This window comes from Gillisia sp. CAL575, assembly GCF_000403785.1.
Taxonomy (GTDB): Bacteria; Bacteroidota; Bacteroidia; order Flavobacteriales; family Flavobacteriaceae; genus Gillisia.
Window position 1 is genome coordinate 48,635 of the sequence record NZ_APHJ01000019.1, and the last position, 24,412, is coordinate 73,046.

The following is a 24,412-nucleotide window of genomic DNA, read 5'->3' on the forward strand; positions in this document are numbered from 1 at the left end:
TAGTTAATTTAAGGCTTCTTTAATTCCTTCCATCAACACTCTACCTCCACTATTTAGTACTTTTAAGGCGCATTCTTTTCCGAAATCAGGAGCATCTTCAATCGCGATTCTTCTTTCTATGGAAACTTGTTTTTTTCCGTCTAAACTAAATAAGGCTCCTTTAAAAGAAATTTCATTTCCCTCTATTTTAGCCAAAGCTCCAATGGGAGCAGTACATCCTCCTTCTAAGATTTTCAAGAATTCCCGTTCCATATGAACACAAATTTCTGATTCCCTATGATTCAGAGATTTTAAGATATCACGCGTTTCTATGTCATTTTCCATAGCAACTACAAGCATGGCACCTTGAGCTGGAGCTGGTATCATCCAGTCCAGATCTAGAGAGTTTTCTGGGGTTAATTGGATGCGCTCTAGGCCGGCAGCAGCGAAGATAGCTCCATTCCAATCACTGTCTTTTAATTTTTGTATTCGGGTATTTACATTCCCTCTAAGATCTACAGAACTATGGGTTGGATATTTGTTTAACCATTGTGCTTTCCTTCTCAAGCTACCTGTAGCAATAACTCCTTCAGAATTTAAAAATTCTAGCCCTTTATGGATAAGTATGTCTTTAGAATTTGCTCGCTTTAAAACTGCAGCTTCTACAATTCCTTTTGGTAATGCCGTTGGTACATCCTTCATAGAATGTACAGCAATATCAATTTTCCCAGTAAGCATGGCAACATCCAGAGTTTTTGTGAAAATCCCTGTAATGCCCATTTCATATAATGGCTGATCTAAGTTTAAATCGCCCGTAGATTTTACTGGAAGTAATTCTGTTTTGTGACCAAGTTCTTCAAGCGCGGCTTGAACGGTCTTTGCCTGCCAAAGTGCTAATTCACTATCGCGGGTACCAATTCTAATAACTTTACTCATTATATGGAATCTTCAAGTTGAAAGACCTTTTGGATAAGTTCCAAACTTTCATCTGAGGTGTTAGAATCATCTTTAAGGTGATTGGCAAAATGATTCATTATTTTTTGAATAATTCTATTGCTCACAATTTCTGCTTGCTCACTATTGAAATCGACTATTTTTTTGCTTTGGAAATCCAGTTCAGCATCTTTCATTGTTCTCAACTTCTTTTTCAAAGCTTTAATGGTGGGTGCAAATTTTCGCATTTCCAGCCATTTATTGAAATCGCCTTCAACTTCTTTAATAATCTCTTGTGCCTGCGGAATAAATTCCTTTCTTCTTTCCAAAGTAGCATCGGTCATTTGTGAAAGTTGATCTAAATGAACCACCGTCACATTTTCCATCCCAATAACATCTTCTGACACATTTTTAGGTATAGAAAGATCTAAGATTAGCAATTTCTTTTTAGCATAGATCAATTCCCTAGATATGGTAGGGTTTTGAGCTCCTGTTGCCACCACTAGAATATCTGTCTGGCGAATTTCCGATTGAAGATCGGCGTAATCTTTTACTTGTAAATTGAATTTTCCGGCAATCTTTTCGGCTTTATTCTTCGTTCTGTTGATAAGAGTAATATGACTGTTTTTGGAATGTTTCACCAAATTTTCGCAAGTATTCCTACCTATTTTTCCTGTTCCGAATAAAAGAATATTTTTATCGGTAACATTTTCAACTTCATTTAAAACATATTGAACTGAAGCAAAACTCACGGAAGTAGCACCGCTAGAAAGCTGTGTTTCGTTCTTAATTCGTTTGCTTGCTTGAATAACAGAATTTATAAGACGTTCCATAAAAGGATTAGCAATGCCAATCTTTTTAGATGCTATAAAGGCAAGCTTTAGCTGACTTATAATTTCAAAATCACCAAGGATTTGACTGTCTAAACCGGTTCCCACTTTAAACATATGTGAGATAGCTTCTCTGTTTTTATAAACAAAAGCTACTTTTTCGAACTCCTCCACAGTACCGTGAGTATGTTCACAAAGTAATTTGATTAGTTGATATGGGTGTTGTGCAAAACCATACAATTCTGTACGGTTACAAGTAGAAGTAACGATGAGACCGTCTATGCCTTCTATCTTGGCTTGTTGCAGTAAATTTAATTTTCCTTCTTCCGTAAGGCTGAAATGTCCTCTAATGTCGGCATCGGCTTTTTTATAGCTTAATCCAATTGTATAAAAGTGTTTCCCGCGAGAGATATGATAATTTTCCATGAACCTAATTAGGTATTCGATGGCAAAGGTAAATGATAGCTTATTTAAAAAGTAACGCTCAAAGTACTAAATATGTCGCTTGATGGGATTTATAGTTGGATGTATCGCTAATTGATGCAAATACTCTAAATTTGTAGTGATTTCAAATGTTATAGAATATTTAGTTTAGACTGATTCTAAATAAAAACCAAAATTTCTTATGATTTCTGAAGAAAAAAACATCGCTGAAGGGTTTGTAGATGAAACCAAAATTGAAGATGGTTTCTATATTTTAAAGTTCCAAAATGAAGAAAATCAGCCACAAAGAATTAGCAGAGAAATAGACAGTACCTACATTCAATTTCATTTTTGTGTAAAGGGAGACGGGAAATTTCTATTTAATAATAGCAGCTATGAATTGCCTTTAAAAGAGGAATATTCGTTGCTTCTATACAATCCTCAACGCGATTTGCCTCTAAATTTAGATCTGCATCCAAAGTCTTGGTTAATCTCGTTAGTGATCTCCATTAAGAAATTTCACTCGATGTTTTCTCAGGAAGCCAGTTATATTCCGTTTTTAAGTGACGAGAATAGCGATAAAAAATATTATAAAGATGGAGATATTACTCCTTCTATGGCCATTGTGCTAAATCAGTTGATGAACTTCAATTTAATGCCCTCCATAAAATCGCTTTACTTTAAAGCCAAGGCATATGAGCTGTTGAGTTTGTATTTTAATAGAACGGGAGATAATAGTGTAGAACAATGCCCTTTCTTAGTAGACGAAGAAAATGTGATGAAGATTAGAAGAGCTAAGGATATTGTAATCGCTCATATGGCAGAGCCACCTTCGCTTCAGGAGCTTTCTACAGAAATTGGATTAAGCTTAAAAAAACTGAAAGAAGGCTTCAAACAGATCTATGGAGATTCTGTTTATAGTTTCCTATTCGATTATAAGATGGAATATGCTAGAAAATTATTGGATTCTGGAGAATATAATGTAAATGAAGTTGGTTTAAAAGTGGGTTATAGCACAGCAAGTCATTTTATTGCTGCATTTAAAAAGAAATTTGGCACCACTCCTAAAAAGTATGTAATGTCTTTAGTGCTCCCAAACAATTCTTAATGTATTGATTTTTCTAATGATCACATTTATCAAAACAACCAAAGTATTGGTTGCATAAAGTTTAATAATTGTAATTTTATTTCTGAAAAAATTGCTGAAAACGAACAAACATGAGTAAAGGCGTACTTCTAGTAAATCTGGGTTCTCCAGATAGCACCGATCCAAAAGATGTAAAAAAATATTTAGGGGAATTTTTGATGGACGAACGTGTTATAGACGTTCCATTATGGGCAAGAACCTTGCTTGTTAAAGGGATAGTTTTAAACACACGTCCTAAACAATCTGCCGCTGCATATCAAAAAATTTGGTGGGATGAAGGTTCACCGTTAATTGTTTTATCTGAACGTTTAAAAGATAAGATAGATGAAAACACCTCTGTTCCTATTGTCTTGGCAATGCGTTACGGTACACCAAACATAAAATCCGGACTTCAGGAATTACATGATCAAGGTGTAGATGAGGTTTTAATTTTCCCATTGTATCCACAATTTGCAATGGCCACTACTGAAACTATTTTGGTATTGGCTGAAGAATTAAGAAAAGAATTTTTCCCGAATATGCAGTTTACATCTGTTCCCGCATTTTACAATCATCCAGATTATATTCGGGTTCTTGCTAATAGCGTTCAGGAAAAATTGAAAGATGTAGAATATCAACATATTTTATTTTCTTATCACGGAGTTCCAGAAAGACATATTCGTAAAAGCGATATAACTAAATCTCACTGCCAGATAGATGGCTCTTGCTGCAAAACTGCATCACCAGCACATCAATATTGCTATAGGCACCAATGTTTTGAAACCACAAGGTTGGTTGCAGAATATCTTCAGCTAAAAGAAAATACTTATAGCGTTTCTTTCCAATCCAGATTAGGTTTTGATCCATGGTTGCAACCTTATACAGATAGAACCATAGAAAGATTTGGAAAGCAAGGCATGAAGAATTTAGCTATTGTGACGCCAGCTTTTGTAAGTGATTGTTTAGAAACTTTAGAAGAAATTGCAATGGAAGGTGAAGAGATCTTCCACGAAGTTGGAGGTAAAAAATTTACCGTTGTTCCTTGTCTGAATACTCGCGAAGATTGGGTAAAGGTACTTTCCAGGTGGGTAGATGAATGGGCATTTTCCAACCCTGTTGAAGCATAATGGCTCATGTAAATTCAGCGGCTTTAGGTAAAGATCCTATTTGGAGACTTCTAATAAAACAGGCATTACCAGCTTCCATCGGGATTTTGGTAATGTCTTTGAACATTCTTGTAGATACTATATTTGTTGGAAACTGGATTGGTTCTATAGCAATTGCAGCCATTAATGTTGTGTTACCCGTTTCTTTCTTTATTGCAGCTCTTGGTATGGCGATAGGGATTGGTGGTTCTTCCATCATCTCCCGAGCCTTGGGAGCAGGAGATAATAAAAAAGCCTTAAAAACCTTTGGGAATCAGATTAGTCTTACTTTAATTTTAAGTATAGCCTTAGTTCTGGTTGGATTAACTTTTATGGATTCCATTATTCCTGCCTTTGGGGGGAAAGGAGACATCTTTGATCCCGCCAAAATCTATTATACCGTAGTTCTATATGGAGTGCCTTTCTTAGCGCTTTGTATGATGGGGAATAATGTGATTAGAGCAGAAGGGAAACCCAAATTTGCGATGATCGCAATGATCATTCCTTCCGTTTTTAACCTCATCTTAGATTATATTTTAATAAATATATTAGATATGGGTATGTTGGGAGCAGCCATTGCAACCAGTGTTTCTTATTTTTTCTGTTTTGCTTATGTAGTTTGGTTCTTTCTATCTAAAAACTCTGAATTAAAGATTAATTGGTCACATTTTGGTTTTAATCTACCTGTACTTTCAGAAATATCATCTTTAGGTTTTGTAACCTTGGCAAGACAAGCCGTTGTGAGCATTACCTATTTATTAATGAACAACATCCTTTTCGAGTTAGGGGGCGAAGATTCGGTTACGGTTTATGCAATTATAGGAAGGATGCTCATGTTCGCACTCTTCCCGGTTTTAGGAGTCACTCAAGGATTTCTTCCAATTGCAGGCTTTAATTTTGGCGCTGGTAATTGGGACCGGGTTAGAAAAACTATCAACACCGCCATTTTATATGCTTCAGTATTAGGTTTATTGGTGTTTTCAGGGATCATGACTTTTTCAGAAGATATTGTCCGCATATTTACAGATAATCCAAATGTGGTGAGAGATACACCAAGTGCTATGCGTTGGGTATTTGCCGCTACTCCAATTATTGCTTTACAGCTTATAGGTTCAGCATATTTTCAAGCTATAGGAAAAGCTATTCCAGCCTTATTGCTCACACTCTCGAGGCAAGGTTTTTTCTTTATTCCGTTAGTCCTCATCTTACCAATGTACTATGGAGAGATAGGAGTTTGGATCTCATTTCCCTTGGCCGACGTTCTTTCTACCCTCGTTACCGCCTATTTTTTGAACAGAGAAATCAGGTTGCGGTTAAAGCCCTCACTTTCTGAAAAGGTTACCTAGAAATTGGTATATTTAAAATTCTAATATATCAGCCATCTGATTCAACCAATTTTTAAATGAAAGCAATACTACTTAAACTTTTCATTCTCTTTTTTTTCTTCGGAATTTATACTGAAACCAACGCACAGCGAAAGAAAAAATCTGTAGCTACAGAAATAGATCAAGAAGCCTATGCTGCTTTGAAATTTAGATTGATCGGTCCATTTAGAGGTGGAAGATCTGCAGCAGTTACTGGGGTTCCTGGCGAACCTAATTTATTCTATTTTGGATCTACTGGTGGTGGAATTTGGCGTTCTACAGATGGCGCAAGAACATGGGAGAATATTTCAGACGGTTTTTTTGGAGGAAGTATAGGAGCAATAAGTGTTGCAAATAGTGATCATAATATAATCTTTGCGGGAGGTGGTGAAAAGACTTTAAGGGGTAATGTTTCTTCTGGTTCAGGTATCTGGAAATCTGTAGATGCAGGAAAAACTTGGGAATCTAAAGGTTTAGAAAATAGTAGACATATTCCAAGAATCTCTATTCATCCTACAAATCCAGAGATCGTTTATGCTGCGGTTTTGGGAAACATCTATAAGCCAACTGAGGAACGGGGAGTTTATAAAAGTATAGATGGCGGGACAACTTGGAAAAAGACACTTTTCGTAAATGACCAAGCTGGAGCAGTAGATCTTATTATGGATCCTAACAACCCGAGAATATTATATGCTTCTACTTGGAGAGTACAACGCACACCTTATAGTTTAAGTAGTGGTGGTGAAGGATCGGCACTTTGGAAAAGTACAGATAGTGGGGAAACTTGGAAAGAGATTTCTAAAAATAAGGGCTTCCCACAGGACACGCTGGGAATTATGGGAATAACAGTATCTCCAGTGAATTCTAATAGAGTGTGGGCAATTGTTGAAAATAAAGATAAGGGAGGAGTTTATAGAAGTGAAGATGCTGGTGAAACCTGGAAAAATATAAATAGCGATAGAGAATTAAGACAACGTGCTTGGTATTATACAAGGATCTACGCCGATCCAAAAGATGAAGATGTGGTATATGTTGTGAATGTATCTTATCATAAATCTAAAGATGGGGGAGAGAACTTTACTTCAGCAAGAGCACCACATGGAGATCATCATGATATGTGGATAGCGCCAGAAAACCCAGATAGAATTATTATGGGAGACGACGGAGGTGCGCAAGTAACATATGATGGTGGAGAGACATGGAGCACCTATCACAATCAACCAACAGGGCAATTCTATAGACTTACTACAGACAATCATTTTCCCTACAGGATTTATGCGGCACAACAGGATAATTCAACTATAAGAATAGATCACAGAAGTACAGATTATACTATTTCTGAAGAAAATTGGGAGGAAACTGCGGGAGGAGAATCTGCGCATATCGCAGTAGATCCAGAAAATGATAATATTGTTTATGGAGGAAGTTATGGCGGTTTTCTAACTCGAGTTAACCACGAAAAGAATACCCAACGCGCCATTAATGTGTGGCCTGATAATCCAATGGGTCATGGCGCAGAGGATATGAAATATAGATTCCAATGGAATTTTCCAATTATCTTTTCTAAGCATGATCCTAATAAATTATATACCTTCTCTAATCATGTTCATGTCACTACAAACGAAGGGCAGTCCTGGGAAACCATTAGTGAAGACCTTACTAGAAATGATTCAACAAAACTCGGTTCCAGTGGTGGCCCGATTACTCAAGATAACACCGGTGTAGAATATTATGGGACCATTTTTGCTGCGGAAGAATCTTCGCTTCAAGAAGGACTTATCTGGGTTGGTAGTGATGATGGATTAGTACATGTCACAAAAGATGGAGGTAAGAATTGGGAAAATGTAACTCCAAAAGGTCTTCCTAAATGGACGCAAATAAATTCCTTAGAAACAAGTGATCATGATGCGGGAACAGCATTTATTGCCGCAACAAGCTATAAATCTGGAGATTTTGCACCTTATCTTTACAAAACTATAGATTTTGGTAAAAGCTGGATCAAGATTACAACCGGAATTGGAACCGAGCATTTTACAAGAGTGATTCGTGAAGATCCAACTAACAAGAATATATTATATGCAGGGACAGAAGAGGGAATATATATTTCTTTTGATCAAGGAGCCAACTGGAAAGCGTTTCAGTTGAATTTGCCTATTGTTCCTATTACAGATCTAGCAATAAAAGAGGGTAATCTAATTGTGGCAACTCAAGGAAGAAGTATCTGGATCTTGGATGATTTAAGCGTATTACATCAAAATAAAGACGCTTCAACGAGTAAAACAGAGTCATTTTTGTTTCAGCCTAAACCAACCTATAGAATTGGTGGAGGAAGCAGAAGTAATTCTAAGACCGATGGAACAAATCATCCTAATGGTGTTGTAACTTATTTCAATATTAAAGAGCTCGATGATAAGCAGGATACTATTCATCTCACCTATTTTAATCAGGCTAATGACACTTTAAAATCCTTTGGAAACCAATCTAAAGAGGATAAACTAGTACTAGAGAAGGGTTCAAATATGTTTGTTTGGGACATGTATCAAAAAGGAGCAGAAAAACTAGACGGAATGATCTTGTGGTGGGCAGACCTTGAAGGACCAAGAATTCTTCCAGGAGAATACTCGGTAGAATTGAATGTAAATGGGGAGAAACAGCGTAGGACTTTTACTGTGCTTGCAAACCCAAATGCTGAATCAGATGCTACAGGACTTAAGGAACAATATGATTTTATAACAGATGTAAACACTACGGTAGACGAAGCTCATAAATCTATTAAGAAGATTAGAAAGATCACAGCTCAATTAAATTCATTTCAAACGCAATACAAAGGCAAGGCTGAGGTGAAGGATCTGGTTGAAAAAGCTAAAGAAATGGAAGATCGTTTTGGAGAGATTGAAAAAGCTTTATACCAAACACAAAATAAAAGTGGACAAGATCCTTTGAATTTCCCTATCAAGCTTACCAATAAACTAGCACATTTAAATTCATTGGTCGGGATGGACGATTTCCCTCCAACAGATCAAGATATTGCTGTTAAAAACGAATTAACTTCAGAAATAAAAAAGGAATTAAGTGCTTTCAATTTGTTGATAGATAAAGAAATTGAAGATTTCAACAGACAATTCAACGCGAAGAATCTTAATTATTTATTTTTGGATGCTCAATAAGATCAATGGAATATTACAATTACATTAAATCTCTTCATTTAATATTTATAATTACCTGGTTTGCGGGACTATTCTATATTCCGCGACTTTTTGTATATCATATTGAGGCTGCAGCAAAGCAGGAACCAGAATGCTCCATTTTAACAACGCAGCTAAAGTTAATGACTAAAAGGCTTTGGTATATTATCACTTGGCCTTCAGCAATTTTAGCAAGTATTTTCGCATTTTGGATGCTTTATTTAATGCCTGTTTGGGTTGAACAGGATTGGATGCAAGTAAAATTGGGATTTGTGGTGCTCTTGTATGCCTATCATTTTAAATGTCATCTCATATTTAAAGAGATGCAGAGCGATATTATAAAATGGACTTCTAACCAGATGCGTTTATGGAATGAGGGAACTACTTTGATCTTATTTTCAGTGATCTTTTTGGTGATCGTTCGTGATGCAATAAATTGGATTTATGGAGTGCTGGGAATATTTTTGTTAGCGGCCATGTTGATGCTTGTGATAAAAATATACAAGCGAATTCGTTCTAAGAATTCAGATGCTTAAGATGGTGTGATAATTGATTATTTGAGAATAACTACGCAAAATACTTTATGAAGCTTTTAAAATTATCTTTAAGAAACCGAATTTTCATCTCTATGATGTTATTGGTTTTAGGAGCTTCCATTCTTATTGCTGGAGTAACTGTTTTTCAATATAAACAGGAGTCTGAAGATTATCACCGGGAACGTCTTGAGAGAAAAGAACAGGCAATTCGTGAAAATATAAAATTTGTTTTAGAAGGAACTACTCATTTGGTAAGTACAGAGAATATGCCTGTAATACTTCAGCAAAACAATAAAATCTATGAGATCTCACAAGTTCATGATATGCAGCTTAATGTGTACGATCTTAATGGGAAACTACTTATAAAATCTAACGAATCTTTTTTTAGGGATACTACTAATGTGCAAATTCCTAAGCATATAATTAAGGAATTGGAGAATTCGAGGAGTAAGAGATATTTACAGCGGTCTCAAGTAAATGGACAGAAATTTCAGTCGTCTTATACGTATATCACAGACAATAAATTTAAGCCCTTGGCTATTTTATATCTTCCATATTTACAGGATGATGATCTTCTTCAGAAAGATTTAAATGATTTTTTGGTGAAATTAGGAGAGGTTTACCTTTTTATGTTTCTTATTGCAATTTTAATGTCTTATTTTCTCTCTAAATACATCACTAAATCCCTAAAAATTGTCTCCCAAAAGATCATTGAGACCCGCTTAGACAAACGCCTTCAGAAAATACAAATAGATAATGCTTCTGAAGAAATTTACGCGCTGGTCTCTGCTTATAATAGCATGATAGATGAGCTGGAGGAAAGTGCGGTTAAACTTGCTACAGGAGAACGGGAACAAGCCTGGCGGGAAATGGCAAAACAAGTGGCACACGAAATTAAAAACCCTTTAACGCCAATGCGCTTAACTGTGCAAAGTTTCCAAAGAAAATTTGATCCTGAAGATCCAGATGTGCATCATAAAGTAGATGAATATACAGATACTCTTATTCATCAAATTGATACTATGAGTGCGATAGCTTCTGCTTTCTCGAATTTCGCGAAAATGCCGGCACAACAAAATGAGATCCTGAATGTTCCAAAGATCGTTAAGCTGGCGTTGGATATTTTTAATGAAAATTATATAGTTTTTCATTCAGAAAAAGAAGAGATTTTAGCCAAATTTGATCGGACACAGCTGATTAGAGTGGTTACTAATTTGGTTAAAAATGCCACTCAAGCTTTGCAGGAGGAAGTGAATGCAAAAATTATGGTAGAAGTGTCTGAAGATGATTTGATGGTAATTATTCGTGTTTCAGATAATGGAATAGGAATTTCATCAGAGGATAAAGAAAAAGTATTTGAGCCTAAATTCACCACCAAATCTAGCGGAATGGGACTAGGACTTGCAATGGTTAAGAATATAGTAGAAACTTATCAGGGTGAAATCACTTTTATTTCAGAAAAAGAGAAAGGCACTATCTTTACCGTGAAGTTTCCGAAGCAAGCGATTTGAAAAATGGCATAATACTAGTGTATTTAATGAGATGCTGAAACGATTCCGATAGCTATCGGAACAGCATGACGACAATTTTAGAAAACAACACCGTCATCCTGAACTTGTTTCAGGGTCTAAATTCATATCCTTAGTTCTCAATATGACATTTAAAATTAATGCTGATAGAAATTAATTAGAAAGTTATAAATATCTAAAAACATATAAAATGAATTTTGAAAATATTTTAGTTGAAAATAATGAAGGAATCCTTCAAATTACAATAGATAGACCTACGAAGTTAAATGCTTTAAACAAGGCTACTATTGAAGAATTACACGTTGCTTTTGATGATGCAAATGAAGATGAAGATGTAAAAGTGATCATATTAACAGGGAGTGGCGAAAAAGCTTTCGTTGCCGGAGCAGATATTAGTGAATTTTCAGATTTTTCTCCGAAAGAAGGAAAAGAACTTGCCGCTGAAGGTCAGGCTAAATTATTCGATTTTGTTGCTAATTTCTCTAAGCCAGTAATTGCTGCCGTAAATGGTTTTGCACTCGGTGGCGGACTAGAACTTGCTATGGCGGCTCACTTTAGAGTTGCTAGTGATAATGCAAAAATGGGGCTTCCTGAAGTTTCTCTTGGCTTAGTTCCAGGTTATGGAGGTACGCAGCGTTTACCTCAATTAGTAGGGAAAGGACGTGCTATGGAGATGATTATGACTGCGGGAATGATTGATGCTAAGCAGGCTTTGCAGCACAATTTAGTAAATCACGTGGTTTCTCAGGAAGAATTAATTGATTTTGCTGAAAAACTAGCTGGTAAGATCATGCGAAATTCATTGGTTGCCATTAGTTCTGCCATCAAAGCAGTAAATGCAAATTTTGAAACTGGAGTAAATGGTTTTGAAACTGAAATAAATGAGTTTGGAGCCTGCTTTGGAACTGCCGACTTTAAAGAAGGAACCTCTGCGTTTTTAAACAAACGTAAAGCAGATTTCCCGGGGAATTAATCTATTGTTGAGGTTTTAATAAACTTTTATCTCCAACGATAATATTGTCATTCTGATCGAAATGCAATGGAGTGAAGAATCTCTAGGGTTCGAAAGAGGTTCTTATTCCAATGATCGAAATGAATGATGTTTCATAATTGTCAAACTGTCCCGATAGCTATCTGGATGTCGAAGTTTGTAGTTTATAGTCTATGTTTTCGTTAACAATTTTAATATGGAATATTTCCTTTTAAATGGAAATATTCCATATTTTTGTTTAATGTCTATAGAGCGAGATTATATAAAAGGAAGAGGAGCACAATTAAATGTTTCTAATAAGTTTGATGCACATAGTAATGAGTTGCGTTCAGATTTTTTGAACTATTGTGCGATAGAAGGAGATGAGGTTACCAACTCTAAAACGATTCTCATAGATACATTTCCTAAAACTATTGTAAATAAAGTGGTTAGTCCAGATGTTGGAATGGGGTATTCCTTAAATCCATATCAAGGATGTGAACATGGTTGTATTTATTGTTATGCACGCAATTCTCACGAGTATTGGGGTTTTAGTGCAGGATTAGATTTTGAACAGAAAATTCTGGTTAAACGAAATTCAGTAGAGCTTTTGGAAAAAAAATTGCAAAGTCCAAGATGGAAAGCAGTTCCCATTGTGCTTTCTGGAAATACAGATTGCTATCAGCCAACTGAGAAAAAACTGGAAATTACAAGGCAGCTACTAAAGACATTCTTGAAGTATAAGCATCCGGTAGGAATAATCACTAAAAATTCCTTGGTGCTTCGTGACCTTGATATTTTAAAAGAACTGGCAAAAGATAATTTGGTTCAGGTACATCTTTCCATCACCTCTTTAAATGAAGAAACTCGTAGAACCCTAGAGCCAAGAACAGCAACCATTAAAAAGAGATTGGAAACTTTAAAACAATTAGCCTCAAACAATATCCCTGTAAGTGTGATGATGGCGCCCATTATTCCGGGAATAAATAGTCATGAAATCCTGCCGCTTGTCAAAGCAATTGCTGAAAATGGCGCTCTAGGAGTTGGTTATACTATGGTTAGATTGAATGGTGCTATAGGGGGAATATTTACAGATTGGATCCAGAAAGCAATGCCAGACAGAGCGGAGAAAGTGCTTCATCAAATAGCCGAATGTCATGGAGGGAATTTAAATGATAGCGAATTCGGGAGAAGAATGAAGGGATCTGGGAATATTGCAGAACAAGTTTCTCAACAATTCAAGATCGCCCGAAAAAAATACTTATCGGGAAGAGTGATGCCTAAATTGAATTGTGAATTGCATGAACAATACAAAGATGGGTAGATGAAGCTTTTCTAAAAAGTTGCAATTAGAATCTATAACCTAGCTTCAAATTCCCATAAGGTATTACTTTAGAAGCTACTGATGGGCCTAGATCTATGCCTAAATTGAAACCATTTTTCCCGAAATAACTGATTCCTATTGGGTGATATCCCATAAAAACACCTGTTTTATCGCTAGTACCCCAAACATCATATGGTTCAGTGAAAATAAAAGATGTGGATAAGCCAACATGAAATAAGACTTTAGATTCTTTAATGTTCCAGGGATAATACTTAAAACCTGCGCCAACACTTGGGATACCCGCACCTATTTCTATACTCACTTTTTCTGATACAATTCGGTCATAGGTGATTCCAAGTAATGGAGTGCTACCTAAAAAATTAAAAGAAATAGCATTCCTACGCATTTCTTCTATACTTGAAGTTCTTTCCTGAGCTATGCTCGAAAATGAAATAAGGAAAAACGCAAAAATAAGAAGAAAATTATTTTTGGACATAATAATTGAGAATTCCTATATGGGAATTCTTTAGCAAGATATGTTAAAGGCCTTAATAAAATTAACAATATTCATAAAATCTGTTAAATATTTTAAGATTATTGCTCACTAACCAAATAGACAAAAACGGGAAAATGATCTGAATAGCCACCAGTGTATCCGCTATAATCATAACTTCTAAATGGATAACCACGAAACTGTCCATTTAAAGTAATTAGATAATGTGAATTAAAAATTCCAGCTTGATAAAATTGAAGTCCGCTACGACTACCTAATAAAGATTCAGAAACCAGTATCTGGTCAAATAGATTCCAGCTATCTCTATATGCTAAAGATCCTTTTCCTTGCTTTGCTAGATTTTCCATAGGATTGAACATTTCTTGAGCTACTATGGTTTCCCGATTATTGCTCGTTTTTAAAACCTTTTTAAAGCTCTTATTGAATGGATCGTCATTAAAATCACCCATTGTGATGATCTTAGCATAAGGGTCTTTTTTGTATAGAGAATCTATAATCTGTTTGTTTAAATGTGCAGCTTTCTCTCTTCTATAATTTGTTTTTGCCTCACCTCCACTTCGTGATGGCCAATGATTCACAATTATATTAATGGCTTCTCCATTTAACTTCCCAGAAACTACCAACTGGTCTCTTGTAAATACTCTTTTTGTAGGATCTTCTATTTCATAAAGCATCAATCTTCTAGACTGAGAATCGTCTAGAGTGAATAAGGATCTTTGATATAATAGTGCTACATCTACGCCACGCCGATCTGGAGAATCGTAATGAATTATTTGATAATTAAATTTCTCTAAAAGAGGATGACTTACAAGATCTTCAAGTACTTGTAAGTTTTCAATTTCACATAATCCTATGATCGCAGGGGCGGTTTTAGTATTGTCTAGACCAATTTCAGAAATCACTCTGGCAATGTTCTTTATTTTATCCTGATATTTTTCTAGAGTCCAAACATCTTTTCCTAGAGGTGTTCTATCATCATCAAAGGTTAAAGGATCATCTTCAGTATCAAAAAGGTTTTCGACATTGTAAAATGCTATTGTATTTATGTTATAATCTTTTCTTTCTTGGCCCAAGGAAATATGTGTAATTAATAAAGCTATAATTAGAGTAATTATAAGCATTCTCAGATTTATACAATTATAAGGAATCTGTTTCATTAATTTTAAAAGTTAAATTATAAGTGAATTTACATTTTTTATTAGCTTGAATTAATTAAAAGACTATCTTAATTGCTGAAATTGAGTGATTTATAATGAAAAGCACAAAGCTTTTATTATTTCTGATGCTTCTCGGCATCCTCAAGATTTCTGCTCAAAACACCGCCCTTACAGGTTCCGTAGTGGACGCCTTGTCTAATGATCCTATTGCAGGGGCTCGCCTGAAATTGGAGGGAACTGCGTATATTAAGGTTTCAAGTCCAGATGGTAGTTTTTCCTTTGATGACAGTTCTTTAGAATCTGCCGCTTACATCTTGGAAGTTTCAAAACCCGGATATACGGTTATGAGAATTCCAATAAATCTAATCAGCGGTCAGCTTAAACAGTTAGGTCAAATTCCAATTCAACTAGATCTTATGAAAGAACAAATTCAGTTGGCAACCATTAGTTTGTCAGAATCTGAATTAAGTGAAGATCAAGGAGGAACAGATAATATTGCGGGATTACTTCATGCTTCTAGAGATGTTTTTCTTAATGCTGCCGCATTCGATTTTAGTAGCACATTTTTTAAGCCTAGAGGATTAGGTAGTGAATATGGGACGGTTTCTATTAATGGCTTAGAGATGAATAAATTCTTCGATGGAAAACCACAATGGAGTAATTGGGGTGGACTAAATGACCTTCAACGAAATCAGATTTTCGCAAAAGGATTGCTACCTGGTGAAACTACATTTGGCGGACTAGCAGGAAACACCAATATTTTAATGAGGGCATCACAATATAGTAGAAATGCGAAAGTGTCTTATGCTGCTGCAAACAGAAGTTATAAGGGGAGGATTATGGCGACTTATAGCTCGGGAGAAAAACCTGGTGGCTGGTGGTATGCTTTAGGTCTCGCAAGGAGATTCGCCAGTGAGGCTTATATAGATGGAACTTTGTATGATGCAAACTCTTTTTTTATTTCCATAGAGAAAAAGTTGAATAATATTCATAGTATAAATTTCACTGGATTTTATACTCCGAATAGTCGGGGGAAATCCTCTGCAAACACTCAAGAGGTTTTTAACTTAAATGGCAGAAAGTATAATTCCTTCTGGGGGTTTCAAGATGGCGAGATTAGAAATAGCAGGATTAAGGAAGTAAGAGAGCCCATTTTGATGCTGAATCATTTTTGGAAGCTTTCAGAGAAAATAAAGTTAAATAATAATATCGCTTATCAATTTGGTTCCACAGGAAGCAGTCATTTCGATTTTGGTGGTACTCGGCTAGTAAATCAGAGTGATGAACAGCAAAGTTTTATTGGTGGAGGCAGTAATCCAGATCCTTCATATTATCAAAAATTGCCCAGTTATTTTTTAAGATTTTCTGATAATCAGAATTATGAAGCGGCTTATCGTGCTCAACGAGAGTTTCAAACTAATGGGCAAATAGATTGGCTGGATTTATATAAAGCTAATGCTTCATCTTTAATTAATGGCGGAAATGCAACTTATGTGATTGCTGAAGATAAGGTGCAAGATAAATTGTTTAGTGCGAATTCAATTTTAACGGCAAGTATTAATTCTTCATTATTAATAAACGCTAAGCTTAAATTTTCTCACTTAGACAGTGAAAACTTTTCAGAAGTAAAAGACCTTTTAGGAGGAACAGGATATCTAGATGTAGATTTCTTTTCTCAGGGTGATAGAGCCCAAAGTGATCTTTTAAATCCAAATAGAATTGCTCGGTTAGAAGAAAGATTTAAATATAACTTTAAGTGGAAAGCAACTTCTGCGGATGCATTTATTAATGCAATTATTAGAACCCAAAAGTGGGATTCTTACGCTGCGCTCAATTTATCTCAAACAAATTATCAACGCGAGGGCCTGTATAAAAACGGGAATTTTCCTGATAATTCTTTAGGAGATAGTGAAGCTTTAGAATTCACAGATTATGGTGTAAAAGCTGGAACCGTATGGAAAATTACAGGGAGACATTTGTTGGAGCTTAATGCTGCCTATTTAACAAAAGCTCCTGCTCTTAAAAACTCATTCTCTAACTCTAGACAAAATAATAATGTGGTAGATGGAATAAAAAGCGAACATATTTATTCTGCTGATGGGAGCTATATCTACCGGAGTTCCTTTTTGAAAGCTAGGCTAACGGGATATTTCACCCAGATAAATGATGCTACAGAAATATCATTTTATTATGCAGATGGTCTTTCTGGATTGGGAAGAAACAGTACAACAGCTTTTGTGCAGGAAGTTTTAACGGGGATAGACAAACAGCATTTTGGACTTGAAATGGGAGCGGAGGTACAAATTACATCCACTTTAAAGTTAAAGACTGCAATAGCGGTTGGGCAATTTATTTATAACAACAATCCAGACTTAAAGCTTACTTCCGACGATTTTATAGAAGCTCAGGATTATGGAGAATCAAAGTTAAAAAATTATAGAATTGCCGGAGGTCCGCAACGAGTTGGGCAAATTGGTTTTGAATATCGCGATCCAAATTACTGGTGGTTTGGGACAAGCCTCAACTATTTTTCTCATGCTTTTGCAGATGTTAGTCCGCTTGCGAGAACTGCCAATTTCGCTACAGATTCTGACGGCATGCCGCTTTTGAATTATGATGAGAATATCGCTCGAGACTTATTGAAACAAGAGCAATTTGATGATTACTTTTTACTGAATGCGGTGGGTGGGAAATCTTGGAGAATAAAGGATTATTACATCGGATTTTTTATGAGCATTAATAATATTTTGGATGAATTATATAAAACTGGAGGTTTTGAGCAATCCCGAAACGCAAATTTTAGAACCCTAAATTCAGATAGGGAAAGGGAACAACCGGTATTTGGATCTAAGTATTGGTATGGAACAGGCGCTTCCTATTATGGAAATGTATATATAAGATTTTAAAATTTAAACAGAAAGATGATGAAGAGAAAGAAAATTTTTAACTGTGTAAGTCTATTAATCATAGTTTTATTAGGCAATTCTTGTGTAAAAACTGATGATTTTGAAGTGCCAGTTATCAACGAAGTCGCTGACACCTTTGATGAGAACCTAACAAGTATTTCTGCGATCAAGGGAAATTATAATCCTCAAACCGCTGCTATTTATACATTTAAAAATACAGAAACAATTATCGAAGGTTTTGTAATTTCTAGTGATGAAGCTGGCAATTTTTATAAAAAAATAGTAATTCAAGATAAGGCTACAAACCCTACTTCTGGCATTCAGATTTTAGTAGATGAGACTTCTTTATTTGACACTTATGAGTTTGGTAGAAAGGTCTATATAAAATTGGAAGGTCTAAGCCTGTGGTTCAATAATGGAGTGTTTCAATTAGGAATTCAAAATAGAGGAGATGTAGTAGCGATTCCACAATCATTAATAGACGAGCATATTATTAGATCTTCCATTACTTCAGAAATTGAACCTATAAGTCTGGATATTTTAGATTTCTCTGAAGAATACAGGAATCTTTATATTCGTTTAGAAAATATTCAATTCAACAAAAACTTAGTTAGGGAAGACCAACGATTTACATTTGCGGCTGAGGTGACAGATAGGTTTGACGGAGAACGGCAAATAGAGAGCTGTGAGACAGGAAGCGCAAGTTTCTTAAGTACAAGCACCTTTTCAGATTTTAAATCCCTGTTGCTGCCTCAGTTTTCTGGAAGCATAGAAGGAGTTTTAAGTCGTAATTTTTATAATGATCATTTTGTTATGATTTTGAATTCTCCTGAAAATCTCCAATTTGCAGAGGATTCCAGATGTGATCCTAATTATTTGAACTGTGGAAACAATGAAACATTAGGTCCAAAAGTTTTATTTGAAGAGAATTTTGTAGGCATAAGCAATGAGAATCTTCTTGACGGAAGAGGCTGGACAAATATAAATGTTAATGGAGGAAACGAAAGATTTGAAGATGGAATTCTGAATAGCGATCGATATATTAGAATTTCTGCATATGGTACTTCTGAAAATCCTATGGAGGCTTGGTTAATTACTCCTGGAATTAATTTGAATTCCACCACAGCTGAAGTTTTGAGTTTTGATATGAAAGCCTCCTATGATAACGGAATTTTTCTTTCAGTTTTAATCACCAACAGTTTTACAGGAAATCTGCTAACCACAGAGTGGCAATTGCTAGATGCTAATATTCCGGTTGGGCCAAGCAATCAATTTGGCACTGCTTTTAGAAATTCTCAAATAGACATTTCTTGTTTGGAAGGAACTATTAATGTGGCCTTTAAATACCTAGGTGCCGCACCAGATAAAACAACGACTTACGATATTGATAATATTCGGATAACAGGAAATTGACATCAGGTCTTAATTCTAATGATTTCTCTTTAAATATTAAATTTAATTGTTAAAATTCAACCTAAATTTCTTTATTTGTTAATAGCTATCAAACAAGCTTGTAGCGGTCTATTTTAAAGGGCTTATCAAAAAAATATCAGTTTTTAGCCAAAATCTAAATCGTATAGACAATTGTTTGATTATTAATACTTTAATTATAATTTTTAACATAAATTTAAGAGTAATAAAAATGCTCTCTGTTAAAAACTTTGTTGAAAACGTTTGCTCATTTTCCAATGATAGTAAGGGCTAACAGCTTACATTTATAAAATGTTTTGAGACATTAAAAAAACCGAAGCTGGCACTCCGGTTTATAATAATCTGAATTCTAACTAAATCTTAAAAAATGGAGACAACCATTTGTTTATTATTGATCTATATGATCATCAGAGAATTGTAAAATTCTTATCAGAACCCGTTTACTGAAATAAGCGGGTTTTGTTATTAATAATAGCAAATATATATAATATGAAATTTGATTAAAAACTTCTAATAGAAATTAATTCAAATTTATAAACACAATTATCAACAACAACAACTAAAATTTAAATTCCAAAGTGAATAAATAAACCTTATTCCTCTTCTTGGTCTTCAGCAATTGTTTCGTATTCTGGATAAAGTAAGTTATTATAAGGGAATCTGGTAATATGAATTTCTCTTACAGTTTCATAAACTTTTTTTCTGAATTCTTCCATATTATCTTTATTCAATGCTGAAATAAACAATACGTTATCACCCATTCTATTCATCCAGGTACGTCTCCATTCTTCTAGAGAATAGTGTTCCTCATTATGTTCTGTAATAAGATCATCTTCTGCTATTTTTTCTTCAACAAAGGCATCTATCTTATTAAAAACCATGATCGTTGGTTTGTTATTACTCTTTATATCTGCCAATGTCTGATTTACAGATTCAATATGATCTTCGAAATTTGGATGGGAAATATCCACCACATGCAATAAAAGATCGGCTTCTCTCACTTCATCTAAAGTAGACTTAAAGGATTCTACTAATTGAGTTGGCAATTTTCTGATAAAACCTACCGTATCAGTTAGAAGAAAAGGCAAGTTCCGGATCACCACTTTTCTTACTGTAGTGTCTAGGGTTGCAAATAATTTATTTTCAGCAAAAACCTCACTTTTACTAATCACATTCATCAATGTAGATTTCCCCACATTCGTATAACCTACAAGCGCTACCCGAACCATCGCTCCGCGGTTTCCACGTTGTACACCCATTTGCTTATCAATGGTCTCCAATTTCTTTTTAAGCAAAGAAATTTTATCACGTACTATACGTCTATCTGTTTCAATCTCTGTTTCTCCAGGACCACGCATTCCAATACCACCACGCTGACGTTCCAAGTGAGTCCACATCCCGGCTAGTCTTGGCAGTAAATATTGGTATTGCGCTAGCTCTACCTGAGTTCTTGAATTACTAGTTTGAGCTCTTTGTGCAAAGATGTCTAATATCAGATTCGTTCTATCCAGAATCTTGCAATTAAGGATCTTTTCTATATTTTTTTGTTGTGCAGGAGAAAGTTCATCATCAAAAATGGCAGTTCCAACATTGTTAGCTTCAATAAAAACTCTAACATCTTCAATCTTTCCGGTTCCAATAAATGTTTTTGGATTCGGTTTTTCCATTTTCTGAGTAAAGCGCTTTAAAACCTCACCACCGGCGGTATATGTTAGAAATTCAAGTTCATCTAAATATTCATTTAGTTTATCTTCACTTTGCTTCTGGGTAACAACTCCAATTAGCACAGTTTTCTCGTAAGTTAAATCAGTCTTTTCTATCATAATCACAAAGTTACACAATAGATTGTAATCGGAATCTTAGAGAAGATTATTCAACAAAAATTTAACTATATGATTTTTTTTAAGGCTTATGAATGTCCTGAGCTGATTGTAATACCGAATACAGTGAGGAATCTCATATAAGTAATTAATATTATTGAGATCCATTGATAGGCTTATAGTGATAAGATTAAAATGAAGTTAATTAGAGCTGTCATTCTGAAGGAAGCGAAGTGGACTGAAGAATCTCATTAAAGAAGAATCAATTTAATCAAATAAACACCCGAATCTTGGGCTTACATAAATAATACAATTTAGTTTAGTGGAAGTCTAAAACCATATTAAACAAAAAAATCCAGAACATACAATGTTCCGGATCTTTAGATTATGAATTCACATTTCGACAGGCGCAATGTGACATATTTAGTTTGGATGTTTTCTAGAATTTATGATTGATTCCAAGTCCGAACACTTCTCTAATCTGAAAAGCACCTACGGTATTATCATCATAAATTGCTTGGAAGATTATATTAGCAGAAAGATATTTGTTGATGCTCATATTTACATTCAGCAAATAATCTATATCTACATTTCCGGGTTTATCCAAATAATTGGAATATAAGTTCAGGCTGTGTTCTGCAGTTACATTTTCTAACAAGAACATTTTGGCTTGAACGCCAACAGAAGCACCAAATTCAAATCTAGTAGATTTACCTTGGTCAACTCCAAAATAATCTCCATCTACATATTCTGGCATTGTGGTAAATTGATCATCAACAAAAATAAGCCTAGCCGTTGCGGGTGCCACATTTACACTTAAGTATTCATTGTATTTCCATAATAGTCCAGGTCCTGTTTGAAGGTATCCCGGAGACAGAAAATGTGTAGTTTCTGTTCTAATAGTTTGTCCAGTTTCTGCATCTTCACTAAACTCATACCCTTTGGTGAATTGAGATCTAAAATTAAGAAAGTAAGAATAGTACCATTTAGATTCTTGAATCTGTTTCCCTGCGATAGAGTTGAATTCTACTCTATCACTAGTTTTTCGGGCAAATTCATCATCCTTCAATTTAGTAAGACCATAATTGGCTAGAATTCGGTTATCCCAAGTAAAACCGTCCATTCTATAGTTAAAATCGTAATTCAAGGTTAGGTTTCCAGAAATGCTAGAAGTTCCTCCGCCTGTCCATTCCTTATTGAAAGCAGATTGATTAAATAATAATTGGATGTTACCTTCTTTATTCCATCCATTAGGTGGAACTTCTGTTGCTATAGCATCTTGAGCGTGTACATTAGATGCAGAAATCAATACTAATAATGCAAGTAAAAATCTTTTCATTCTATTAAGCTTATTTGTTTTTAAATAATGGCACAGAAGAACAGGCCTCCCCGTATAATATACTTTTAGCTACGGGTTGTAATTTTTCTATTAATAATAAATATGCATTTTTTGGTACTGGTTTGTGGGAACAACCTTTTACTATGATCGGTTTTCCTACTAAATCAGAGACATCTAGATCTTTTATGATCTCGGTATAAAGTACGGTTTCTAGCAATTCAAGATTCCCAGTAATCACTTTCTTAGCAAAAGGCTGTAAATGTGTGGCAAGTAACATATATGCCCAAGCGGGAATTATTGCATCTGTAGAACATAGCAAAGCAACATAAGTGTCTTGGTATTTACTCCAATCATGAGCCATTGCTTTTTCTCTAAACACAGTTTCGCGCAAAACTAAACCTTCAAGAAGCCAGTCTTTAATATCGAAAATCACACGCTCTCCTTGAGGATAGAAATCTTCCAGATTAAAAGTGACTAACTTACTATTGGCAACTCTATTAACTATTTCTGTAGACATAGATTATTTTAAAAATTTCGATTAAAGCTGAAAATTATTAAAGCATTCCAAGTTCCAGTTTTGCTTCTTCACTCATTAGATCCTGAGTCCAAGGTGGATCGAAAGTGATCTCAACCTCACAGTCTTTTACATCTTCTAAGGTCTTCACTTTATCTTCCACTTCTTTCGGCAAGCTTTCAGCAACCGGACAATTAGGTGTGGTTAAAGTCATTAAGATCTTTACGTCGTAATCTGTATTTACCATTACGTCGTAGATAAGCCCTAATTCGTAAATATCTACAGGTATTTCAGGATCATAAATAGATTTTAGAACACGTACTATTTTTTCGCCTAATTCCTGAGTGTTTATTTCTGTTTCCATCTTAATCTAATTGCGTTTGATATGCGATTGCATACATTTTTAATTGCTTTATCATACTAACTAAGCCATTAGCTCTGGTAGGTGAAAGGTGCTCTTTTAAACCTATTTCATCTATAAACTTATTGTCTGCTTCTAAAATGTCTGTAGGATGCTGGTTGGAATAGGCACGAATAAGGATAGCAACAATCCCTTTAGTTATTATAGCATCGCTATCTGCACTAAAAGCAAGTTTGTCACCAATTAAATCGGCATGTACCCAAACTTTACTTTGACAGCCTTTAATTAAATTCTCTTCAACTTTATATTTCTCTTCGATCAAAGGCAAGGATTTCCCTAACTCGATCATATATTCATATCGTTGCATCCAGTCGTCAAACATAGAAAACTCATCAACAATTTCTTCCTGTATTTCTTGTATTGTCATACCTGGTATTTTATGCAAAAGTACAATAACAAGATTTGCTATTCAACTGTTTCTCCCAATCTTAGTATAGCTTTAACCAATGATTTTAACTCTGAAGGCGGATTGCCGTGATCGAAAGAATTAGTCTTATAAACCTCATCCCCTTTTTTGATAGTTAGAATAGCATGAGCGGCTCCATCAAAAGTTCTTTTATCACTTGGTGGCTTTAGTTTACTAATATTAGAAACATCAATTTCTTTCATTTTCTCCAATAAATTTTCCCAATCTTTAGATGTCATTTTTTCTGAAGCCTTGATTTCGCCACCCATATTTCTAACAACCTTGATATCTTCTTTCGTCAAAGTGTAATTAGCTCTAGAGCCACGAGTCATGGTTTCATAAGTGAAGCTTATTTCTTTGTTCTGTTCATTGTTTTGAGAACAAGTTTCAGCCATTAGTATCGGGAATAGGAGTATGAATATAAGTTTCATAAGGGGAGATTTTAAAATGATGTGGTTAAAATTGAGGAGTTAAATTACGAAATCTATCAGGTATTTATAGAACTCCATTAAACTTTTTGATAAGGTCTTTACAGTACCTAGCAAAAATGGATAATCAAG

At 35.0% G+C, this 24,412-nt stretch carries 20 protein-coding genes; 10 read left to right on the forward strand and 10 right to left on the reverse strand.

Translation table 11 applies throughout. From position 1 onward, the window contains the following. Positions 1-3 precede the first annotated feature (3 nt). Both hemC and hemA read right to left on the reverse strand, forming a co-directional pair. Positions 4-915, reverse strand: a complete 912-nt coding sequence (gene hemC, locus I130_RS01515; protein WP_034918139.1) for a hydroxymethylbilane synthase — start codon at positions 913-915, stop codon at positions 4-6. After that, positions 915-2,168, reverse strand: coding sequence for a glutamyl-tRNA reductase (gene hemA, locus I130_RS01520; protein ID WP_034918142.1), 1,254 nt, complete (start codon positions 2,166-2,168; stop codon positions 915-917). The genes hemC and hemA overlap by 1 nt, the downstream gene beginning before the upstream one ends. Before the next feature lie 199 nt (positions 2,169-2,367). Between hemA and I130_RS01525 the strand changes: the two genes are divergently transcribed. The 8 genes from I130_RS01525 to I130_RS01560 all read left to right on the forward strand — a co-directional run bounded on the left by I130_RS01525 (position 2,368) and on the right by I130_RS01560 (position 13,344). Further along, entirely contained in the window at positions 2,368-3,273 is a 906-nt protein-coding gene (locus I130_RS01525) for an AraC family transcriptional regulator (RefSeq protein WP_034918147.1), read from the forward strand. A 110-nt stretch (positions 3,274-3,383) separates the two neighbouring features. Then, positions 3,384-4,418 carry a ferrochelatase gene (hemH, locus tag I130_RS01530; RefSeq protein ID WP_034918149.1) on the forward strand — a complete coding sequence of 345 codons (1,035 nt, stop codon included), beginning with the start codon at positions 3,384-3,386 and terminating at the stop codon, positions 4,416-4,418. Then, positions 4,418-5,782 (forward strand): MATE family efflux transporter, encoded by a 1,365-nt coding sequence (locus tag I130_RS01535; protein WP_034918153.1) that lies wholly within the window; start codon positions 4,418-4,420, stop codon positions 5,780-5,782. The genes hemH and I130_RS01535 overlap by 1 nt, the downstream gene beginning before the upstream one ends. Positions 5,783-5,838: 56 nt before the next feature. Continuing rightward, positions 5,839-8,967 carry a VPS10 domain-containing protein gene (locus I130_RS01540; protein WP_034918156.1) on the forward strand — a complete coding sequence of 1,043 codons (3,129 nt, stop codon included), beginning with the start codon at positions 5,839-5,841 and terminating at the stop codon, positions 8,965-8,967. Positions 8,968-8,972: 5 nt separating this feature from the next. Continuing rightward, positions 8,973-9,521: a CopD family protein gene (locus I130_RS01545; RefSeq protein WP_034918159.1), complete on the forward strand. Its 549-nt coding sequence runs from the start codon at positions 8,973-8,975 to the stop codon at positions 9,519-9,521. Positions 9,522-9,568: 47 nt separating this feature from the next. After that, positions 9,569-11,032 carry an ATP-binding protein gene (locus I130_RS01550; protein ID WP_034918163.1) on the forward strand — a complete coding sequence of 488 codons (1,464 nt, stop codon included), beginning with the start codon at positions 9,569-9,571 and terminating at the stop codon, positions 11,030-11,032. Between the two features lie 208 nt (positions 11,033-11,240). Then, positions 11,241-12,023 (forward strand): enoyl-CoA hydratase/isomerase family protein, encoded by a 783-nt coding sequence (locus tag I130_RS01555; protein WP_034918167.1) that lies wholly within the window; start codon positions 11,241-11,243, stop codon positions 12,021-12,023. 259 nt (positions 12,024-12,282) lie between these two features. Continuing rightward, positions 12,283-13,344, forward strand: a complete 1,062-nt coding sequence (locus I130_RS01560; protein ID WP_034918931.1) for a PA0069 family radical SAM protein — start codon at positions 12,283-12,285, stop codon at positions 13,342-13,344. Positions 13,345-13,369: 25 nt separating this feature from the next. Here I130_RS01560 and I130_RS01565 read toward each other — a convergent pair whose 3' ends face one another. Together I130_RS01565 and I130_RS01570 are read right to left on the reverse strand one after the other, a co-directional pair. Further along, positions 13,370-13,840, reverse strand: a complete 471-nt coding sequence (locus I130_RS01565; protein ID WP_034918171.1) for a hypothetical protein — start codon at positions 13,838-13,840, stop codon at positions 13,370-13,372. A gap of 98 nt (positions 13,841-13,938) precedes the next feature. Continuing rightward, on the reverse strand, positions 13,939-14,979 hold the full coding sequence (locus I130_RS01570; RefSeq protein ID WP_034918934.1) for an endonuclease: 1,041 nt from the start codon (positions 14,977-14,979) through the stop codon (positions 13,939-13,941). 131 nt (positions 14,980-15,110) lie between these two features. Here I130_RS01570 and I130_RS01575 point away from each other — a divergent pair, with 131 nt between their 5' ends. Both I130_RS01575 and I130_RS01580 read left to right on the forward strand, forming a co-directional pair. After that, positions 15,111-17,921, forward strand: a complete 2,811-nt coding sequence (locus I130_RS01575) for a carboxypeptidase-like regulatory domain-containing protein (RefSeq protein ID WP_034918173.1) — start codon at positions 15,111-15,113, stop codon at positions 17,919-17,921. Between the two features lie 18 nt (positions 17,922-17,939). After that, positions 17,940-19,334 (forward strand): DUF5689 domain-containing protein, encoded by a 1,395-nt coding sequence (locus I130_RS01580; RefSeq protein ID WP_034918937.1) that lies wholly within the window; start codon positions 17,940-17,942, stop codon positions 19,332-19,334. A gap of 611 nt (positions 19,335-19,945) precedes the next feature. Here I130_RS01580 and hflX read toward each other — a convergent pair. The 6 genes from hflX to I130_RS01610 all read right to left on the reverse strand — a co-directional run bounded on the left by hflX (position 19,946) and on the right by I130_RS01610 (position 24,283). Next, a complete protein-coding gene (hflX, locus tag I130_RS01585) occupies positions 19,946-21,175 on the reverse strand; it encodes a GTPase HflX (protein WP_034918178.1) in 1,230 nt (409 codons plus the stop codon). 436 nt (positions 21,176-21,611) lie between these two features. Next, positions 21,612-22,511, reverse strand: a complete 900-nt coding sequence (locus tag I130_RS01590) for a DUF3078 domain-containing protein (RefSeq protein ID WP_034918182.1) — start codon at positions 22,509-22,511, stop codon at positions 21,612-21,614. 10 nt (positions 22,512-22,521) lie between these two features. Next, complete coding sequence (locus I130_RS01595) at positions 22,522-23,028, reverse strand: DUF2480 family protein (protein WP_034918187.1); 507 nt, start codon at positions 23,026-23,028, stop codon at positions 22,522-22,524. A 37-nt stretch (positions 23,029-23,065) separates the two neighbouring features. Then, positions 23,066-23,389: an SUF system Fe-S cluster assembly protein gene (locus I130_RS01600; RefSeq protein WP_034918190.1), complete on the reverse strand. Its 324-nt coding sequence runs from the start codon at positions 23,387-23,389 to the stop codon at positions 23,066-23,068. A 1-nt stretch (position 23,390) separates the two neighbouring features. Next, positions 23,391-23,813 carry a SufE family protein gene (locus I130_RS01605; protein ID WP_034918193.1) on the reverse strand — a complete coding sequence of 141 codons (423 nt, stop codon included), beginning with the start codon at positions 23,811-23,813 and terminating at the stop codon, positions 23,391-23,393. A 38-nt stretch (positions 23,814-23,851) separates the two neighbouring features. Then, positions 23,852-24,283 carry a hypothetical protein gene (locus tag I130_RS01610; protein ID WP_157480475.1) on the reverse strand — a complete coding sequence of 144 codons (432 nt, stop codon included), beginning with the start codon at positions 24,281-24,283 and terminating at the stop codon, positions 23,852-23,854. Positions 24,284-24,412 lie beyond the last annotated feature (129 nt).

Bases quoted from the DNA above. Each gene is read 5' to 3' on its own strand.
- hemC (WP_034918139.1), bottom strand. From the start codon at position 915: ATGAGTAAAGTTATTAGAATTGGTACCCGCGATAGTGAATTAGCACTT.
- hemA (WP_034918142.1), bottom strand. From the start codon at position 2,168: ATGGAAAATTATCATATCTCTCGCGGGAAACACTTTTATACAATTGGA.
- I130_RS01525 (WP_034918147.1), top strand. From the start codon at position 2,368: ATGATTTCTGAAGAAAAAAACATCGCTGAAGGGTTTGTAGATGAAACC.
- hemH (WP_034918149.1), top strand. From the start codon at position 3,384: ATGAGTAAAGGCGTACTTCTAGTAAATCTGGGTTCTCCAGATAGCACC.
- I130_RS01535 (WP_034918153.1), top strand. From the start codon at position 4,418: ATGGCTCATGTAAATTCAGCGGCTTTAGGTAAAGATCCTATTTGGAGA.
- I130_RS01540 (WP_034918156.1), top strand. From the start codon at position 5,839: ATGAAAGCAATACTACTTAAACTTTTCATTCTCTTTTTTTTCTTCGGA.
- I130_RS01545 (WP_034918159.1), top strand. From the start codon at position 8,973: ATGGAATATTACAATTACATTAAATCTCTTCATTTAATATTTATAATT.
- I130_RS01550 (WP_034918163.1), top strand. From the start codon at position 9,569: ATGAAGCTTTTAAAATTATCTTTAAGAAACCGAATTTTCATCTCTATG.
- I130_RS01555 (WP_034918167.1), top strand. From the start codon at position 11,241: ATGAATTTTGAAAATATTTTAGTTGAAAATAATGAAGGAATCCTTCAA.
- I130_RS01560 (WP_034918931.1), top strand. From the start codon at position 12,283: ATGTCTATAGAGCGAGATTATATAAAAGGAAGAGGAGCACAATTAAAT.
- I130_RS01565 (WP_034918171.1), bottom strand. From the start codon at position 13,840: ATGTCCAAAAATAATTTTCTTCTTATTTTTGCGTTTTTCCTTATTTCA.
- I130_RS01570 (WP_034918934.1), bottom strand. From the start codon at position 14,979: ATGCTTATAATTACTCTAATTATAGCTTTATTAATTACACATATTTCC.
- I130_RS01575 (WP_034918173.1), top strand. From the start codon at position 15,111: ATGAAAAGCACAAAGCTTTTATTATTTCTGATGCTTCTCGGCATCCTC.
- I130_RS01580 (WP_034918937.1), top strand. From the start codon at position 17,940: ATGAAGAGAAAGAAAATTTTTAACTGTGTAAGTCTATTAATCATAGTT.
- hflX (WP_034918178.1), bottom strand. From the start codon at position 21,175: ATGATAGAAAAGACTGATTTAACTTACGAGAAAACTGTGCTAATTGGA.
- I130_RS01590 (WP_034918182.1), bottom strand. From the start codon at position 22,511: ATGAAAAGATTTTTACTTGCATTATTAGTATTGATTTCTGCATCTAAT.
- I130_RS01595 (WP_034918187.1), bottom strand. From the start codon at position 23,028: ATGTCTACAGAAATAGTTAATAGAGTTGCCAATAGTAAGTTAGTCACT.
- I130_RS01600 (WP_034918190.1), bottom strand. From the start codon at position 23,389: ATGGAAACAGAAATAAACACTCAGGAATTAGGCGAAAAAATAGTACGT.
- I130_RS01605 (WP_034918193.1), bottom strand. From the start codon at position 23,813: ATGACAATACAAGAAATACAGGAAGAAATTGTTGATGAGTTTTCTATG.
- I130_RS01610 (WP_157480475.1), bottom strand. From the start codon at position 24,283: ATGAAACTTATATTCATACTCCTATTCCCGATACTAATGGCTGAAACT.